General features: G+C 70.8%; 13 protein-coding genes. 10 read left to right on the plus strand and 3 right to left on the minus strand.

Going from position 1 to position 16,721, the window contains the following annotated elements; all coding sequences use genetic code 11:
- Positions 1 to 229: 229 nt before the first annotated feature.
- The 8 genes from ABZS42_RS05300 (at position 230) to ABZS42_RS05335 (ending at position 12,021) form a co-directional block, all read left to right on the plus strand.
- Positions 230 to 2,116: a putative T7SS-secreted protein gene (locus ABZS42_RS05300; protein ID WP_355142703.1), complete on the plus strand. Its 1,887-nt coding sequence runs from the start codon at positions 230 to 232 to the stop codon at positions 2,114 to 2,116.
- A gap of 164 nt (positions 2,117 to 2,280) precedes the next feature.
- The gene (locus tag ABZS42_RS05305; RefSeq protein ID WP_355142704.1) at positions 2,281 to 2,826 is read left to right on the plus strand and encodes a type VII secretion system-associated protein; all 546 of its coding nucleotides are present in this window, start codon (positions 2,281 to 2,283) and stop codon (positions 2,824 to 2,826) included.
- 168 nt (positions 2,827 to 2,994) lie between these two features.
- Positions 2,995 to 7,713, plus strand: coding sequence for a DUF6531 domain-containing protein (locus ABZS42_RS05310; RefSeq protein ID WP_355142705.1), 4,719 nt, complete (start codon positions 2,995 to 2,997; stop codon positions 7,711 to 7,713).
- Positions 7,714 to 7,804: 91 nt separating this feature from the next.
- Entirely contained in the window at positions 7,805 to 8,353 is a 549-nt protein-coding gene (locus ABZS42_RS05315) for a type VII secretion system-associated protein (protein ID WP_355142706.1), read from the plus strand.
- Positions 8,354 to 8,594: 241 nt separating this feature from the next.
- Positions 8,595 to 9,983 (plus strand): hypothetical protein, encoded by a 1,389-nt coding sequence (locus ABZS42_RS05320; RefSeq protein ID WP_355142707.1) that lies wholly within the window; start codon positions 8,595 to 8,597, stop codon positions 9,981 to 9,983.
- A gap of 43 nt (positions 9,984 to 10,026) precedes the next feature.
- Positions 10,027 to 10,620 (plus strand): hypothetical protein, encoded by a 594-nt coding sequence (locus ABZS42_RS05325; protein WP_355142708.1) that lies wholly within the window; start codon positions 10,027 to 10,029, stop codon positions 10,618 to 10,620.
- Between the two features lie 130 nt (positions 10,621 to 10,750).
- Entirely contained in the window at positions 10,751 to 11,299 is a 549-nt protein-coding gene (locus tag ABZS42_RS05330) for a sigma-70 family RNA polymerase sigma factor (RefSeq protein ID WP_355142709.1), read from the plus strand.
- A complete protein-coding gene (locus ABZS42_RS05335; RefSeq protein WP_355142710.1) occupies positions 11,296 to 12,021 on the plus strand; it encodes a zf-HC2 domain-containing protein in 726 nt (241 codons plus the stop codon). The genes ABZS42_RS05330 and ABZS42_RS05335 overlap by 4 nt, the downstream gene beginning before the upstream one ends.
- Positions 12,022 to 12,103: 82 nt before the next feature.
- Here ABZS42_RS05335 and ABZS42_RS05340 read toward each other — a convergent pair whose 3' ends face one another.
- The gene (locus tag ABZS42_RS05340) at positions 12,104 to 13,555 is read right to left on the minus strand and encodes a neutral zinc metallopeptidase (protein ID WP_355142711.1); all 1,452 of its coding nucleotides are present in this window, start codon (positions 13,553 to 13,555) and stop codon (positions 12,104 to 12,106) included.
- A 163-nt stretch (positions 13,556 to 13,718) separates the two neighbouring features.
- Positions 13,719 to 14,651, minus strand: coding sequence for a hypothetical protein (locus ABZS42_RS05345; protein WP_355142712.1), 933 nt, complete (start codon positions 14,649 to 14,651; stop codon positions 13,719 to 13,721).
- Between the two features lie 126 nt (positions 14,652 to 14,777).
- On the opposite strand from ABZS42_RS05345, the gene ABZS42_RS05350 reads away from it, so the two are divergent.
- Together ABZS42_RS05350 and ABZS42_RS05355 are read left to right on the plus strand one after the other, a co-directional pair.
- Entirely contained in the window at positions 14,778 to 15,296 is a 519-nt protein-coding gene (locus ABZS42_RS05350; protein WP_355142713.1) for a pyridoxamine 5'-phosphate oxidase family protein, read from the plus strand.
- A gap of 159 nt (positions 15,297 to 15,455) precedes the next feature.
- Entirely contained in the window at positions 15,456 to 15,830 is a 375-nt protein-coding gene (locus tag ABZS42_RS05355) for a VOC family protein (RefSeq protein WP_355142714.1), read from the plus strand.
- A gap of 107 nt (positions 15,831 to 15,937) precedes the next feature.
- Here ABZS42_RS05355 and ABZS42_RS05360 read toward each other — a convergent pair whose 3' ends face one another.
- Complete coding sequence (locus tag ABZS42_RS05360; protein WP_355142715.1) at positions 15,938 to 16,564, minus strand: hemerythrin domain-containing protein; 627 nt, start codon at positions 16,562 to 16,564, stop codon at positions 15,938 to 15,940.
- Positions 16,565 to 16,721 lie beyond the last annotated feature (157 nt).

Below are 16,721 nucleotides of genomic sequence, written 5' to 3' on the forward strand. Positions count from 1 at the left end.
CGCTCCGTTTCCTGCCGTGACGAGGCAGCAGCACACCGAGCCTGACCATCCGCTCGCTCATCTCCGCTCTTCCTCCGGGAGCCCCTGAACGGCTCTGCGCGGTACACGGACGGCTGGCCGTAGCGGTTCAGACCGCCTGAACCGATCTCGTCTCCGGTACGTGTTCGAGCCGGCTCCCGACACCCGGTCGGATGCGGGATGTCCATCGGATGCGATGGGGAGGTTGGTAATGGCGCGTCCAGGAGCTGCCGAGTGGTCGGTGTTGGAGCTCGACTCGGATCCGGTGCCGGGTGATCCGGAGTCCTTTGAGGAGATCACCCGGGCCTACCAGGAGTTGGCCCGGACCACCCAGGAGGCGCACGACCTGCTCGCCTCGGGTGGGCAGATCGACGTCGGCCAGGGCAAGGCCATGGAAGCCTTCAAGGACCTGATCGGCAAACTGCCGCCCCGACTCGACCGGATGGCCCATTCCTACGCCACCGCCGCCGACGCCTACCTGCGCTACCTGCCCTCCCTCGAAGAGGCACAGACCATGTCGCTGCGCGCCTTGGAGCAGGCCCGGCAGGCCTCCGGCGACCAGGGCGCAGCACAAGCCGCATTCTCCTCGGCGCAGGCCGCGCTCACCGCCCTCACCGGCGACACTGACGCCGCCAAGGAAGCCAAGGACAAGGCCGACGACGACCTCGCCACCGCCCAACGCCGCAACGACGATGCCCGCCAAGCCCTCGACCAAGCCAAGTCCCTGCTTGGCCAAGCGACCGCGCTGCGTGATCAGGCTGCCCGCACCGCCGCCGAAACGTTGCGGCAACTGGCCAAGGACGCCCCCCAGCGATCCCTCTGGGAGAAGATCGCCGAAGCGTTCCGCGCGTTCATCGAGTTCCTCCGCAGCACCGTCATCGAATGGATCACCACCATCCTCGACGTGCTGTCCACCATCGCGTTCTTCATCTTCCCGCCCCTCGGCGAAGCGATCGGGTTCCTGTCCGGAGCGATCGAACTCGGCGCGGCCATCCTCAGCGGAAACCCGGCCGAGATCGGACTCGCCGCAGGCGGACTGGCACTCGGACTCGTGCCCGGCGGCCGCCTCGTCGGCAAGATCATGAAGTTCGCCCTCAAGGGCACGATCAAGGACGGCATCAAGACCGGCACCAAACAACTCACCAACCCACCCACCACCAAGAGCCTGGACACGGGCGCGACGAGCTACGGCCCCGGCAAGACGATCAAGGGCGTGTTCACGGCCGGCGGGAAGAACCTGGGCGATCTGGCGGCGCGGTTCAAGTCCCGTCCCCCGGCGAACGAGAACACCATCATCGGCAAGAACCGTTGGGGCATGAAGACACGCTTCAACATCGACGACGTCCGGGCCGAGCCGGTGTTCAACGGTGACGGCAAGCAGATCGGCGTCAGTTTCCCGTTGAGCGCCAAAGACACCAAGAGTCGCGCCGAGTGGGCGAGCGTTGACACCAACATCTCCACCGGCCGGTATAGGGGACCGGATCTGGCCCCGGACGGGCGGGCGGTCTTCAAGAGCGTGCCTGGCGAGCGGCCGACGGAGGCGATGGGTGGGAAGCTCGGCCAGCCGCGGCCGGACTTCGAGTTCGACCAGCTCCGTCGCGCCCCCTGGGCCGGCGAGGCGAGCGACCCGATGTTCGTCATGGCGCACAGCAGCGCCAAGGACGTCGGGCTGCAGTTGACGAACGGCAAGATCGTCAACGTGTCGGGTGGTGATTTCGCCAAGATCATGCATCACAACACGGTGTTCAAGGATGCGGCCGGCGCCAACCCGGACAGTTCGATCACCATGATCGCCTGCAAGTTCGGGGCGACGGACGGCAAGGCCGCGCCGGAGTTCAGCAAGGTGATGCAGGACCTCGGCAACGACCGCCAGATCTACGCGGCGACCGACACGGTGTGGACCACCCGGCCGAAGGATTTCCGCGGCGACGTCGCCGTTCCCGGCGGGGACTTCGCCACCATCGCCGTCTCCAACAAGGGCGAGTTCCGCCCGCTGATCTCGCCCGGAGCCGGCCACCCGTCTCCTCCTCCGGCCAGCACTCCGCCGCAGCTTCCCCCCTTGGACTTCGGCGACCCGCTGCCCGACTTCAGCAGGTAGGCGGTGCAAAGCACGGCCGGCGACCGGCAGACCGGCAGACCGACGCTGGGCGGCGAACGAGCGGCACCGGAGCCCCCGCCCACAGCTCCCGGCCACACATCGGCAGGCCGAGGTCGAGTACGCGGGCAAGTTCGTCGAATTGGATCCCGGCAAGGAGTGGACAAGTGAGCGAACAGGACGACAGCGGCTCCGACCGTAAGTGGATGCTGCTGCTGGACAGTGACTGGTCACCGCCAACGGAGACCGACGACCAGTCCAGGGCGGTACCGCCGGTGGAGTCGATCGTCGGTGGCTGGCTCGTCAACGACGACGGAACGGTAGGCCCGTTCGAGCCCAACCCGCTCTACCTGCCCAGCGGGCCGGACGCTCCGACCGGACCGGTCGACGCGGCGGCGAAGCTGGTCGTGGCAGGGCGCGCCGAACCGAACCTGGTGCTGCTCGCGATGCGCGACAGTCTGACCGAGGTCGCGGTCGACGACGAGGACGACGTCATCGTGGCACCCGCCCCTGACGGAGCGCCGTGCGTGTTGGTCGCCACGGGTACGGCGGACCGGCTCCGGGTGGAAGCAGCAGGTTGGCGGCAGGTCAGTAGCGCCGAATTGGTGGAACTGCTACCCGACGGCGTCGACGTGCTGCTCAATCCGGGCGGTCCCGCCTCGATGCGGCTGTTCGCCGGCGCGTTGCGCGAGGCCGTCACCGGAACCGATTGACCTCGGCGGGTCCAGCCGCGGGAGCGGGCTCGGAGCCCGCCACCGATCCGAGCCCGCGTGAACCCATTCGGTCCTGAGTACGTGTTCGGATCGGCCGACACCCGCCCGTCCGGCTCACCAATAGGAACGGGCGGCGGGATGCCGAGCGTGAGATGGGGGAGGTTGGTCATGACGCGTCCGGGTGACGCCGAGTGGTCGGTGTTGCAGCTCGACTCCGACCCGGTGCCCGGTGATCCGGAGTCCTTCGAGGAGATCACCCGGGCCTACCAGGAGTTGGCCAGATCCACCCAGGAGGCACACGACCTGCTCGCCTCCGGCAGCCAGATCGACGTCGGCCAGGGCAAGGCGATGGAGGCCTTCCGCGACCTGATCGGCAAGCTGCCCGGGCGGCTGGACGGAATGGCGAACTCGTATGCGGCGGCGGCCGACGCGTACCTGCGTTACCTTCCGTCACTCGAAGAGGCGCAGAAGATGTCGGTGCAGGCGCTGGAGCAGGCCCGGGAGGCGTCCGGCGACCAGGGCGCCGCGCAGGCGGCCGTGTCCGCTGCGCAGGCGGTGATCACCACACTGGGTGGCGACCCGGAGGCCGCCCAGGCGGCGAAGGACAAGGCAGCCGACGACGCCACGGCCGCCCGGAACCGCGCCGACGAGGCTCGGCAGGCGCTGGACCAGGCGAAGGCGCTGATCGGCCAGGCGACCGCCCTGCGCGACCAGGCCGCCCGTTCGGCCGCCGAGACGCTCCGGCAGTTGGCGAAGGATGCCCCGCAGCGGTCGCTCTGGGAGAAGATCGCCGAGGCGTTCCGGGCGTTCATCGACTTCCTGCGCAGCACGGTGATCCAGTGGATCACCACCGTCCTGGACGTGATCTCGGTGATCGCGTCGTTCATCTTCCCGCCGCTCGGCGAGGCGATCGGCCTGCTCTCCGGCGCGATCGACCTCGCGTCGGCCGTGCTCGGCGGTGACCCGGCCGAGATCGGTCTGGCCGCCGGCGGTATGGCCCTCGGCCTCATCCCGGGCGGCCGGGCCGGCGCGCTGGTCCTGAAGTTCGCCGGCAAGGGCGGCAAGGCCCTCGGCCTGGCCGGAGACGGCATCAAGGGAGCCACGCGAGGCCTGGACGGTGGCGGGGGCAAGACGATCGGGGGTGGACTGCCCGGCAAGGGCGCAGGCGCCAACCGCCCACCCGTTCCGGGGGACACTTCGCTGTCGATCGACGTACGCAAGTGCGTCACGGACCCGATCGACGTCGCCACCGGGGAGATGGTGCTCTCCCAGATCGACCTGGAGATGCCCGATCCGTTCCCACTGGTGCTGGAGCGGACCCACCTCTCGTCGTACCGGGCAGGCGGCTGGTTCGGACCGAGCTGGGCCTCGACCCTCGACCAGCGCCTCGAGTTCGACGCGCTCGGGGTGTGCTACTTCGCCCCGGACGGCACGATCCTGGTCTACCCGCCGGCACCGGCCGGTGAAGCGGTCCTCCCCGAGGAAGGGCCGCGCTGGCCGCTGACCGTGCACGGGGACGGCACAGCCGTCGTGACCGACCCGCTGGCCGGCCGGAGCACCTTCTTCCTGATCTCCGGGGCCGTCGGCCGGCTCGCGCTCCTCGCCGACCGGAACGGCAACCGGCTGGAGGTCGCACGGGACGCGCAGCGCGCGCCGGTCGCGCTGCGGCACGCGGACGGGCAGTGGATCGCCGTCACCACCTCGGGCAACCGGATCACCGCCCTGCACCGGACGGATCCGGGTGGGCGGCCCACCACGCTGATCACCGGGTACCGCTACGACGAGCAGGGCCGGCTCATGGAGGTCGACAACGGCTCCGGTCAGCCGATGCGGTTCGGGTACGACCACGCCGGCCGGGTGACGGGTTGGCGCGACCGCAATGGGGTCGAGTACCGGTACACGTACGACGCCGCCGGGCGCTGTGTGCGTACCGAGGGCGCGGACGGGTTCCTCAACGGCACCCTGGCCTACGACTTCGAACAGCGGACCACGACGTACACCGACTCGCTCGGCAACAAGACCGTCTACCGGCTGGACGACCTGCGGCACGTGGCGAGCGAGACCGACCCGCTGGGCAACACGACCCGGTACGAGTGGGGCCGGTACAACCAGTTGCTGGCGCGGATCGACCCGCTGGGCCGGACCACCCGTTACGAGTACGACGCCGACGGCCGGCTGCGTACAGTCATCCGCGCGGACGGCACCGAGGCGCAGGTCAGCGGCGAACGTGACGCCACAGCCACGACGATCTCGGTGCGGGACCAGGACCTGACGGTGACGCGCAGCTATCCCACCGCGCCGGACGCGGCCGGCGGCCAGGTCGGTGTTGCCGAGCCGTTCGACTACGACCGGCTGCGCGCGGACGACCCGGTCCGGGACGCCGCGCTCGCGGGAAGGCGGGTCCACCGGGTCGACGCACGCGGCCGGCTCGAACGGGTGCGCTACGACGACGAGGGCAACCCGGTCGAGCGGACCGACGCCGCGGGCCATGTGACCCGCACCGAGTACGGCCCGTTCGACCTGGTGCTGGCCACCGTGGACGCCGCCGGCGCCCGGACCGGCTACGAGTACGACGCCGAGCTGCGGCTGACCCGGGTCACCGATCCCCGCGGCCTGGGGTGGCGCTACACCTACGACCCGGCGGGCCGGCTGGTCGAGGAGGTCGACTTCAACGGCCGGATGCGGCGGTACGACTACGACGCGGCCGGTCAGCTGATCCGGTCGACGAACGGGCTGGGCGAGGCCACCGAGTACGACCACGACCTGCTGGGCAACGTGGTCGAGCGCCGAACCGTGTCCGGCACAACCCGGTACCGATACGACGCGGTCGGTCGGCTGGTGGCGGCCGATAACGCCGACGCCGAGCTGGTGATCGAACGCGACGAGGCCGGGCGCGTGGTGGCGCACACCACGAACGGCCGTACCCTCTCCTTCCGCTACGACGACCGCACCGGCGCTCGGCACCGCCGTACCCCCAACGGGTCGGAGAGCGTCTGGGCGTACGACCCGTTCGGCAACCTCGATTCGTTGGTCACCGCGGGGCACACGCTCGGCTTCCGGCACGACGGGCAGGGCCGGGAGCTGCGGCGCAGCCTCGACGGCCGGGTGGTGCTCGAGCAGACGTTCGGCACCGACCGGCAGCTCGCCGCACAGGTGCTACCCGGCCTGCGGCAGCGCCGGTTCGACTACCGGGCCGACGGCCTGCTCGCCGGCATCGACGAGGACGTGACGGGCCGGGTCGACTTCACCCTTGACGAGGCGGGCCGGGTGCTCGCCGTCCGAGGCGCGGGCCGGGTCGAGGACTACCGGTACGACGCGACCGGGAACCTGACGTCGGCCCGGGTGTCCGGCCTGCCGTACGCCGGGGAGCTGCGCTACGACGGCAGCCTGGTCACCGAGGCGGGCGGGGTCCGCTACCGGTACGACGCCCAGGGCCGGATGGCCAGCCGGACGCTCACCGACCCGGCCGGCGGGGACCGCACGTGGCACTTCGAGTGGGACGCCCACGACCGGCTGGTCGGGGTGCGGACGCCGGACGGCGACCGCTGGCGTTACCGCTACGACCCGCTGGGCCGGCGGATCGCCAAGCAACGGTTCGCCGGCGACGACACGGCCCCGGTCGAGCAGGTCGACTTCGTCTGGGACGGATCGCTGCTGGTCGAGCAGGCACACACCGACGAGCACGGCCGCACCCGGGTGACCACCTGGGAGTACCACCCGGACGAGCAGCGCCCGGTGGCTCAGACGGTCCGGGACGAGCGGGACGAGGTCGGCGAGCGTTTCTACGCGATCGTCACCGACCTGGTCGGCACGCCCACCGACCTCGTCGACGCCGACGGCGAGCTGGCGTGGCGCAACGACGCCAGCCTGTGGGGCGCGGTCCCCGGTGGCGACGTGTCGGGCGTGATCCCGCTGCGGTTCCCGGGGCAGTACCTCGATCCGGAGACCGGTCTGCACTACAACGTCTACCGCTACTACGACCCGATCAGCGGCCGGTACGTCAGCCAGGACCCGCTGGGCCTCGCGCCGGCGCCGGACCCGGCGGGCTACGTACCCAACCCGTACGCGGCGGCCGATCCGCTCGGTCTGGCCTGCACCGCCGGCTCGTCGAGCAAGACCCCGGGTTCTCCGGGTGGGGGCACCGACGCTCGGAACCTGCCCGACACCGCCGGTTCTTCGGGCGGAAACCGCCCGCGTCCCGACCAACGGCCGGACGATCTGTCGGACCCGGACGCCGAACTCTACGACCTGAGCAATCCGATTCACCTCGTGCGGCCGATTCAACCGAACCCGCCGCGACCGACCGCCCTGCTGCACGGTTCCAGCGCGCCACCGGACGTCGTTTTCCAGGACGGGCTGAAATCGCGGTACACGCAGGAGGTTGCGGGCACGCCGGAGGGCAGCTACGTGCAGCCGCACTTCGACCTGTTCAAGCACATGCACAACGGCAAGGGCAGCGGCTTCGTCTCGACCACCGGCAGCCAGGACGCCGCGCTCTCCTTCGTGCGCCCGACGCCACTTCCGGACCGTCCGGGCTTCAAGAAGGGCACCGCGGCGGACGGCACGACATACGATCATCACGACGGCTACCTCTATGTGGTCGACAATGATCTTCCGGCTGTCCACGCGCCGTCCCAGAATCTGCCACCGTTGCTCGACCGCGTGCGGTACCAGGATGAGTGGTCCGTGGTTGGGGACATTCCGCCGGACCGAATCATCAAGGCCATCCACGTCGAGGGTTACTACAACACGAAGAGCGGGACGATGCCGGATCCGTACCGGCCCGGCCAGACGATTCCTACGGTGTCCCTCGAATTCCCGAACGACCCGAAGCTCGGCACCGTCCAGACGGTCGAGCACAACCCCAACTACGGCAGGCGGCGGTGAACGCCGGTCTTTCGACGGATCACCGCCGGGACGCCACGCACCAGCTTCGGGATCCTGCGATGAGTGAGCACGAGAGGAGCTGGAGACTGCGATGACGACAGCGCAAATCCCGACGGTGACCTCGGAGATGCGTGACCGGGCCCGGCGGGCACCGGACAGCTGGATCTACGCCGTCGACCCGGCGTTCGAGGGTGCCCCGGAGGTGCCCGGCTGGGCGGTGATCGGTGCGTTCCGGGTGGACGAGCGAGGCGAGATCCTCGACGAGTTCCAGCGGAACCCGAACTACCGGCCCACACCGGTCGCGCTCGGGTTCCCCGTCCCGGCGAACGAGGCGGAGAGCGCCCTGCAGTTGGCGGCCACCGGCATGGGCGGGGACGAGGAGGTTCGCAACGCGTTGCGCGAGGTGTCGGTGCTCGTACCCCATGTGCCCGGGGTCGGCATCGCCGAGCTGGACGCAGGTCTGGACCGGCCGGTGGTGCACGCGTTCACCTCGGACCGGTACCTGCCCGACCCGGCGGACTGGCAGTACTGGGAGCGGCTGCCGCTCCGGGACCTCGCCGCATCCATGGGTGACCGCTACCTGGTGCTCAACCCGGGCAGCACGCTGGAGCTGCGGCTTCTCGCGTCCGACCTGACCTGACCGCCTGCCGCCGCACCCACGGCGCGACGACCAGGAGACGGACCGGGCTGAACGACATCGACAGCGGCCAGACGTCTTGCCGTCCAAGATGCCGTCGAATCGAGCCGGCCCGGGGAACGGGCCGCCGATCCAAGGTCGGCACTGAACCTGATCGGGCCCGGTTACGTGTTCGGGTCGTGCCGAGGCCCCGGTCGCCGGCCCGCCCGTCCATGTCACGACAACGCTGTGAGTGAGGTACTTCATGCGTAGGCTGCTCCGCGGCGCGTCACGCCGGTCGCCCAGGGCGGCGCGAGGTGGGTTGCTCGCCGTCGCGGCCGCGCTGGTGTTCCTGGTGCTGCCGCTTACCGCGGGTACGGCGAGTGCCGTGGAACCGGCCGTGCCGTACTGGGTGGTACCGGGACAACCCGGCACGGAGAGTGACCTGACTCTGCCGGGGGTGGCCGACCGGGTGCTCGGGGACAGCAAGCGCTGGCCGGAACTCTTCGAGCTCAACAAGGGGCGGACGCAGCCGGACGGTCTCGCGCTGACGGAACCGGCGCAGACGATCCGCGCCGGCTGGGTCTTCGTCCTGCCCGAGGGCGCGACCTCCGGTGAAATCCGGATCGGCGCCCCGCCGACGGCTGCCCCGCCGAGCGGGCAGCAACCCGCCGGCCAGCAGCCGGACCCGCCGAGGGCCGATCGGCCGCAGCCGACCGCACCGGGTGCGGCGCAACCGGCGCCACCTGCCGAGGAGAGCGAGACCCGGATCCTCGGTCTCCGGCCGATCACCGCGGCGTTGCTCGGCGTGGGCACGTTGCTGGTGCTGGCCGCCGCCGTACTGGTGCCATTCCTGCTGATTCGGCGTCGCCGCACCGCCGGGCCCACGCAACCGGCAGCGGCGCCGGGCTCGCGGGCGGTCCTGGACCGCGCGTTGCGGCAGCTCGCCGCGGAGGCCACGCAGGCCCAGGTGTACGCGGCACTGATCGGTCCGGACCGGGTGTCACTGCGACTGGCGCCGGCGCTGCCGGAGGCTCCCTCTCCGTGGCAGGCGCGGCAGCAGGGTGCGATCTGGGAGGCGCCGAGCTGGCAGCTCGACCGGAACCCCGACGACAGTACGGAGCTGCCGCTGCTCGCCACCGTCGGGACGGTCGGAGGCGAACTGGCCGTCGTCAACCTGGGACGCGCGCCGGGCATCGTCGCGCTCACCGGGGACCGGGACGCCGGCATGCGCATCGCCGGGGCATTCATCGACGAGATCAGCCGTCATCCCGCCGCAGCGTCCGTGGCGATCAACGTGGTCGGTCCGCCACCTCCCCCGTTGCCGGTTCCGGAGCGGGTCCGGGTCACCCTCGATCTACAGACGGTCCTGCCGCCGTCCGATGACGGCCTGGACGCAGCTCAGCAGACCGGGGTGCTGCGTGACCACCTGGTGGTGGTGACCGCCCCGATCCCGCCGGCCGAGCTGGAGCGCGTCGGAGTGCTGGCGGCCGTCTCCGCCGGCACGGCGGCGGTACTGGTCGTCGGCGACGCACCGAATGCCGCCTGGCGGTTCGAAGTCGGTCCGGACGGGTCGCTCGACGTCGGTGTGCTCGGGCTCCAGCTCGACCGTCCCACACCGCGCGGCCGGCTCGTCCCGGGCCTTCGCGGCTGACCGGCCCGCTCCCGTCCGAATCCGTCGATCGATTGGTGTGGTGATGAAGGCACTGATACCCCGTACGCTGCTCGGCTCCCTGGTATTGGCCGTGACGCTGGTCGCGACCGGGTGCACCACCACGGTGACCAACCCGGTCGCGCAGCCCCAGCCGGACGCGGGAGGCGGCGTACAGCAGGCGGAAACCGGCGCGGCGCAGCAGCCGGCGGCCGGCAGTCCGCAGAACGGCCTGGGGCAGCGTAGCCCCGACGGCGGTTACTGGCCGGCGTCGGTGCAGCTCGGAGAGAACCCGGAACTCGGTCCGGTCGTGCTCGACGGGCAGGGTTTCACCCTCTACCGGTTCGACCGGGACAGCTCGTCGCCATCCCGATCGAACTGCACAGAAGGCTGCCTTCTGGAGTGGCTGCCGGTGCTGGCCAACGAGAAGATCAAATTCGAGAACCTCGACCCCGCCGAACTCGGCGCGATGGCCCGTAGCGACGGCAGCCAGCAGGTGACGGTGGGCGGCTGGCCGGTCTACCGCTTCGCGGAGGACAAGGTGCCGGGCCAGATCTCCGGGCAGGGCACCGACGGGCTCTGGTTCGTGGTGGCCCCGGACGGCGCCAAGGCCGCCGCGCCGGGCGGCCAAGGTAGTTGACGGCGCAACAACGTGAGCAGAAATACACATTCGTCCGCGATCTCCAGTAAACGAGGACGCGGCAGGCATCCTGGTGACCTGTGGGCACCGGTGAAAACCGGCGTCGTGGGGCCAACAGAGGGTGGTACGTATGGCGGGGTTGAGGCCCGTTCGTCGGCAGGCAGTAGCAGACGAGGCCTTGGTCCGATCCCTATACGAGGAGCACGGGCGCGCGATGCTCGCGTACGCGACTCAGTTGACCCGGGACCGCGCAGCCGCGGAGGACGTGGTCCAGGAGGCGCTGGTACGAGCGTGGCGGCACCCGGACAGCCTCGTCAACGGCAAGGGTTCCGTACGGGGGTGGCTGCTGACCGTGGTACGCAACATCGTCACTGACACGGTGCGGGCCCGTAAGGCGCGGCCGACCGAGGTCGCGGAGAGCCCGACGGACGTCGCGATCGAGCGTGACCATGCCGACCAGGTGGTCACGTCGATGGTCGTGATGGACGCCCTCAACCACCTCTCGCGCGAGCACCGCGAGGTACTTGAACAGGTATACCTACTCGGGAGTACAGTCGCGGAGGCCGCGAAGGCGCTGGGTATTCCGCCGGGCACGGTCAAGTCACGCTCCTACTACGCACTCCGGGCGCTGCGCGATGTCGCCGGCCGCCCAACCGGGGTGGAACGGTCTGCCTCATGAAATCCGACAGCTCGATGCCGGCCAGTGACCACGTGGACATCGGCGGCTATCTGATGGGCGCGCTCGACGAGGAGCAGGTCCGGCAGGTAGAGGAACACCTGGCGGGCTGCGCGGAGTGCCGGACCGAGGTCGAGTCGCTCCAGGGATGGACGATGGCGCTGCAAGCGGTGCCGGACGCGATGCTGCTCGACGGCCCGCCCGAGGGCGGGGACCTGATGTTGCAGCGCACCCTGCGGCAGGTCCGGAGGGAATCGGCCGGGGGGCGCCAGCGCCGTGGCCTGCTGATGAGCACCGCCGCGGCGGTCGTCATCGCCGCGGCCGTCTCCGGCGGCGTCGTGCTCGGCCGCACCACCGTCGACACCCCGAACATCGAGGCACAGCCGGGGCCGTCCACCTCGGTTACCGCTGCCGACCCGAACACCCGGTACGCCAGCGCGTCCGACCCGACCACCGGTGCCCGGATCACCGTCGCCGTGACCCCGGCAGCGGGATGGGTGCGGGTCAACGCCGCGGTCTCCGGGGTCCCCCAGGGGGCGCGCTGCCATCTGCTCGTCCTCGGCAAGGACGGCAGCAGCGTGCTGGCCGGCAGTTGGCTGGTGTCCGAGAAGGGGGCGGCCGACGGCACCACGCTCGACGGCAGCGCCCTGATCGACCCGGACCAGGTCGACAGCGTTCGGGTGGAGACCACCGACGGTAGGCAGTACGCCAGCGTGCAGCTCTAGTCGGAAAGGCCCGCCCTCCGGCCGAGTCGTCGGTCGAGGGCGGGCCCGTACGGTTCACCCGGCGTGCCCGCGGAGCAGGGCCCTACCGGTACTTCTCCAAACACGGCGCGATCCCCCCGGCGGAGAAGCCGTCACGGAACGCCTCGACCCGGGCGAACCCGGACGGAATGCCGCCGCCGTTGACGTCCGCGGCGATCAAGCTCCGCGGGGCGAGCATCTCGGCCACCGCCTCGTCCAGGTCCCCGGGGGAGAGCTGGAGGACCGCTCCCCGGCCCACCACGATCGTCGCCGCCCAGACACCGGTCAGGCACGCCGTGCGTTGCGCCGTGGCCAGCCCGGTGAGTGGAAAGCCCTCCACCTGCTGCCGCGCGAGCGCATGCCGGGAGGCGACCTCGGCGAAGGCGGCGAAGTCTCCCATCCCACCCGCACCCTGCTCGGGGTCGGTTCCGATGCGAGCCAGCTCGGCCACGTCGAGCCCGACGGTGTCGGTGGCCGGGCAGTAGGAGGCGGGCGTGGTAACGGTCACCTCGGGACATGAGGAAACGGACTGACTGATCGCCGGCCACCTGCCTCCCGGGCGGCCGAAGGCGGCGCGCAGCGTCTCCTGAAGGGCGAGCAGCGAGCCCTGGTCCACCGGCAGGTTGCCGGCCACCGAACCGGTCGGTGACGCCTGCCCGCTGGCCGGCTGGGTGATCCGCCGCCGCACCTCGGCCTCGTCGATCCGGGCGCACCGGCCGGGACCGTCGCCGAAGCCGAACTGGAATGCCGAGACCCGGTCGAACGCGTTGCCGTGCGCCCCTTCGGCGTCGAATCCCGTGCCGGCGCCGTCGCGGATGAAGAACAGGGTGGCGAGGATCTGGTTGAGGCCGGGACCGGTGGACAGCTGGAAGTGCGGAGCGTTTCCCTCGGCCACCCACCGGAAGAAGTTTCCCGCGTAGCAGTCGGCCTGCTGCTCCTTGACGATGGAGCTGGTCCGCGCGTCGACTGAGCCGAGCCGGAACTGCACGGCGTGCCCCAACTCGTGTGCGAGGACTGCCACCACAGCCATCGGCCCGAACGAGTCGTCGAGCGTGGGAAGCAGTTGCCCCCGATCCCAGGCGACCGAGTCCTCGCGTGAGCAGTAGAACGCGTTCACCGCGCCGGCAGTGCTCGTGTCGCAGACGGTGCCGCCCGGCCCCGTCGAGTCGTACGAGATGAGCCGGGTGACGGGGTCGAACCGGCGGTCGAAGACGGCGGGCAGCTCCGCCGCCCAGTACTTCTGTACATCGTCGACGGCGTTGCGGGCGAGCCGGTCCAACTCGCCGCCGTCGCTACCGTCGGCGACCAGGTGCGTGTCGGGCGCCCCGGCGCGAGGCCCGCTCTCGCCGGTGGTGATCTCCAGCCCGGCGACCTTGGTGGCGCTCCAGCGTTCGGCGCCGCCGGTCCCGGCCACGGTCCGGGTACAACCGGCGAGCAGCGCCGCCACCGCGAGGGCCACCCCGCCGAGGGCGAAGGTCCGCCTACCGCTCACCGCCCGCCTGTTGCGAAACGTCATCTTCCAGCACCTTCTTGCGTCGCGGCACCGTCACGGTGCCGCAGTTCGGGGGAGACCGGCCGGGTGCACGTCGGGCGCCACCGGCGCGGCGCGGAGACAGAAACGGGTGTGCCGGCCCGGCGAAGAGCCGGACCGGCACACCCGCTGGGTGAGGGCAGGTAGGTCAGCTGAAGCGGACCGAGGCGACGGCGTCGTCGAAGCCGATGGTGGCCAGGTTGCTGACGTCACCGTTGATGACCTGCGACTTGCCGGTGCAGTTCGGGCCCGTCCAGATCTTCAGCGAGCCGGGGACCGCGACGGAGGAGGCGACGCCCGGACGGGCCAGGTTCTGGCACTCGTTCTTGCCGGCGACACCCTGAGAGGCGCCGTTGTCGCTGAAGTTGGCGTCGTCGAAGAAGACGGCGCTGGTGGCCGGCGGAGCGGTCGCGTCGCCGTTGTCCGGAGTGATCTGTCCACCGTCGGAGACGCCGGCCTTGCCACCGGTCGGGGTCACACCGAACCAGGTGCCGCCAACGCCCTGGCCGAGGGTGTCACCGCGCTTGGTGTCCTTGGCGAACCGGTACACCGGCCAGCCGTTGATCGTGACCTGCCGGGTGCCGTCGGCGCGCCGGACCGTACCGACCGCCGACTTCTTGATGCCCGCGATGAAGATCTTCCCGCCCTGGGTGACCGTCACCGGCGGCCAGGTCGCCGCGCAGTCCCCGTTGCAGTTCGAGGTGGGCGGGTTGTTGCTGTCGTTGTCGAAGCGGTAGAGGGTGAGCCCCGCGCCGTTGACCACCACCGGGTCGAGGTCGCCGGCCTTGCTCGCGGTCAGCTGGACCCACTTCTGCGCGTTCTGCAGGGCCTCACCGGTCGCGACGCCACCGTTCGGCACGGCCCAGTCGCCCATGCCGGGGGCGGAGTTGTTGGACTTCGCGGTGCCGGGAAGCAGCGAGAGGTCGCCGGCGCCCGCGCCGTCGGCGGGGGCCGCGGCCTGGTTGCTGGCCGGCGTGGAGGCCTGGGCCGGGGCCGGTGCCTCCGGGGTCGAGCTGCACGCGGTCAGCGCCGCGAGACCGGCCGCCATCACGGCAACTAGGGGTACCAGGTGCTTGCGCATCATGTGGAATCTCCAGGTCTAGCCGGCCCCAGTGCGTCCGGAGGCCGTTCGGCATCCACACGGAGCCGGCCCCGAAACGGTTCAGCCCAGTTCCGGTCGCCGCCGCTCCACATGACAAGATCAGCCATGCCTGTGACCAACCCCTGGCTGGCCGGCCCAGCTCCCACGAAACGACTCGACCGGCATCGCCTCGAGGAGCGCATCCTCAACCTGTTGTCGTCGCAGAACATGTGTGTCATCGCCACGTCGGGGCCGGGTGGACCGCTGGCGACACCCGTGCGCTACTTCCACCTCGACTTCGCGCTGATGTTCACCGCCGCCGCCGCGTCGCCGAAGATGCGGAACATCGCGGCGGACCCACGGGTCTCGATCGGCGTCTTCGCGCCCCTGGTCGGTCAGGCCAGCAGCCGAGGGGCGCAGGTCTTCGGCCGGGCCCGGGTGTTCGCGCCGGACGACCCCGAACGAGCGCACTACTGGCCAGCCGTTCGCTGGCAGTCCGACCACGTCGAGCGGTCCCGGGCCCTCGACGAACCGCCCGTCGACCCGCTCGTGGTGGTCGAGGTGGAGCGCATCGTCTACACGGAACACTGGTTGCGCCGGGACGGGTACGCGCCACGCCAGTTCTGGCGGCGCGACCCGAGCTGAGGATCGCGGGTGGCCTCCCGCACGGCGGGCCCGACACCGCGGCCTCAACGCCGGCACGGCGGGCCCGACGCCGCAGCCTCAACGCCGGCACGGCGGGCCCGACGCCGGCGGGTTAGGGGCGACGAGTAGGCGGGGTCCCGACCGGGTACGACAGCCTGTATGACGGATCGACCTCGGCTGGTCCTCACGACCACGGTGCTGGACGCACCCGATGCCCGGGAACTCGCCGCGTTCTACGAACGTCTGCTCGGCTGGTCGAGACACGAGGACGAGCCCGACTGGGTGACGCTTCGAGCCCCCGACGGCGGGGCCGGCCTGGCTTTTCAGAGCGAACCGGCGTACGTCCGACCGGTCTGGCCGGCCGGTACCGGAGACCCGCGGATGATGGCGCACCTCGACATCGCGGTCGAGGACCTCGAGGCCGCCTCGGCCCATGCGGTCGCCACGGGCGCCATCGTGGCGGACTTCCAACCTCAGGACGACGTACGGGTCCACCTCGATCCCGCCGGCCATCCGTTCTGCCTGTACGTCTGAGCTCGACCTTCCGGCGCGGCGCTACGGACGGCGACTGGGCGCGTTCGTCGCCGCCGAGGCGGCGGCGACGCGCCCGGTCGCCGTCGTCCGGCGTTCGACGTACCGGATCAGGCCTTACGCAGGGACGCGATCACCGCGGCCGAGTGCGCACGCATAGCGGGAACGAGCTCCTGTGCGGGCGCCGGGAGCCCGGAGAGGATCAGGGCGACCTCTTCCGGGGTGCCGACCTCGTCGAAGAAGCCGACGAGCAGGCTCGCGCCGGCCGGCGGCGTGGTGGCGATCACCTTGAGCGCGAAGCCCTCCCACGCCTCTGGCGATACGTGCGCCTCCAGCGCGGGGAAGAGCAGCGGCTCCTCGTGCGAGAGGTGCGTGTGCAGGATGTCCCGGACGGTGGCCGCAGCGGTAGCCAGCTCCCGCCGGTCGCCGTCCGCCGGAACCGGCGCGGCCTCCAACGCGTCGAGGGCGTCGTCCAGGGCCTGGTGCTCGTCGGTCAGCGCGCTGAGGGGCGCGGAGGTCCCGGGCGCGACGGACTCGATCAGCGGCCAGAGATCGTTGTCCTCGCTCTCGTGGTGGTGACGCAGCGTCGCCACCAGGAAGTCGCGGAGCTCGGTGAGCTGAGCGCTGTCAGCGTTGGGGCGCGTAGCGGCCTCGGCCAGCAGCGTCGTCGCCTGGCGATGCGTCCCGTGGGTGAGCCGAGTCTCGATCACGGAGCGGGGGTCCTGTGCCGTCGTCATACGGACCAGAGTAGTTCGCTATAGCGCCATATACTGAATAAAGTATCGCGGGTGTGTCCTGAACTACACGGGGGAATGAATCCGCACCATCAGGCGCCCAGGCCACGCTCAGGAAAAATACATCTGTCGAAATACGCTCGCTCGTTCGTCGCGCCCC

This window comes from Micromonospora sp. NPDC005367 (genome assembly GCF_040606825.1).
Lineage (GTDB): Bacteria > Actinomycetota > Actinomycetes > Mycobacteriales > Micromonosporaceae > Micromonospora.

Coding starts and splice junctions, on each gene's coding strand:
- ABZS42_RS05320 (WP_355142707.1), top strand. CDS start 8,595: ATGCGTAGGCTGCTCCGCGGCGCGTCACGCCGGTCGCCCAGGGCGGCG.
- ABZS42_RS05350 (WP_355142713.1), top strand. CDS start 14,778: ATGCCTGTGACCAACCCCTGGCTGGCCGGCCCAGCTCCCACGAAACGA.
- ABZS42_RS05325 (WP_355142708.1), top strand. CDS start 10,027: ATGAAGGCACTGATACCCCGTACGCTGCTCGGCTCCCTGGTATTGGCC.
- ABZS42_RS05335 (WP_355142710.1), top strand. CDS start 11,296: ATGAAATCCGACAGCTCGATGCCGGCCAGTGACCACGTGGACATCGGC.
- ABZS42_RS05340 (WP_355142711.1), bottom strand. CDS start 13,555: ATGACGTTTCGCAACAGGCGGGCGGTGAGCGGTAGGCGGACCTTCGCC.
- ABZS42_RS05315 (WP_355142706.1), top strand. CDS start 7,805: ATGACGACAGCGCAAATCCCGACGGTGACCTCGGAGATGCGTGACCGG.
- ABZS42_RS05360 (WP_355142715.1), bottom strand. CDS start 16,564: ATGACGACGGCACAGGACCCCCGCTCCGTGATCGAGACTCGGCTCACC.
- ABZS42_RS05300 (WP_355142703.1), top strand. CDS start 230: ATGGCGCGTCCAGGAGCTGCCGAGTGGTCGGTGTTGGAGCTCGACTCG.
- ABZS42_RS05310 (WP_355142705.1), top strand. CDS start 2,995: ATGACGCGTCCGGGTGACGCCGAGTGGTCGGTGTTGCAGCTCGACTCC.
- ABZS42_RS05330 (WP_355142709.1), top strand. CDS start 10,751: ATGGCGGGGTTGAGGCCCGTTCGTCGGCAGGCAGTAGCAGACGAGGCC.
- ABZS42_RS05345 (WP_355142712.1), bottom strand. CDS start 14,651: ATGCGCAAGCACCTGGTACCCCTAGTTGCCGTGATGGCGGCCGGTCTC.
- ABZS42_RS05355 (WP_355142714.1), top strand. CDS start 15,456: ATGACGGATCGACCTCGGCTGGTCCTCACGACCACGGTGCTGGACGCA.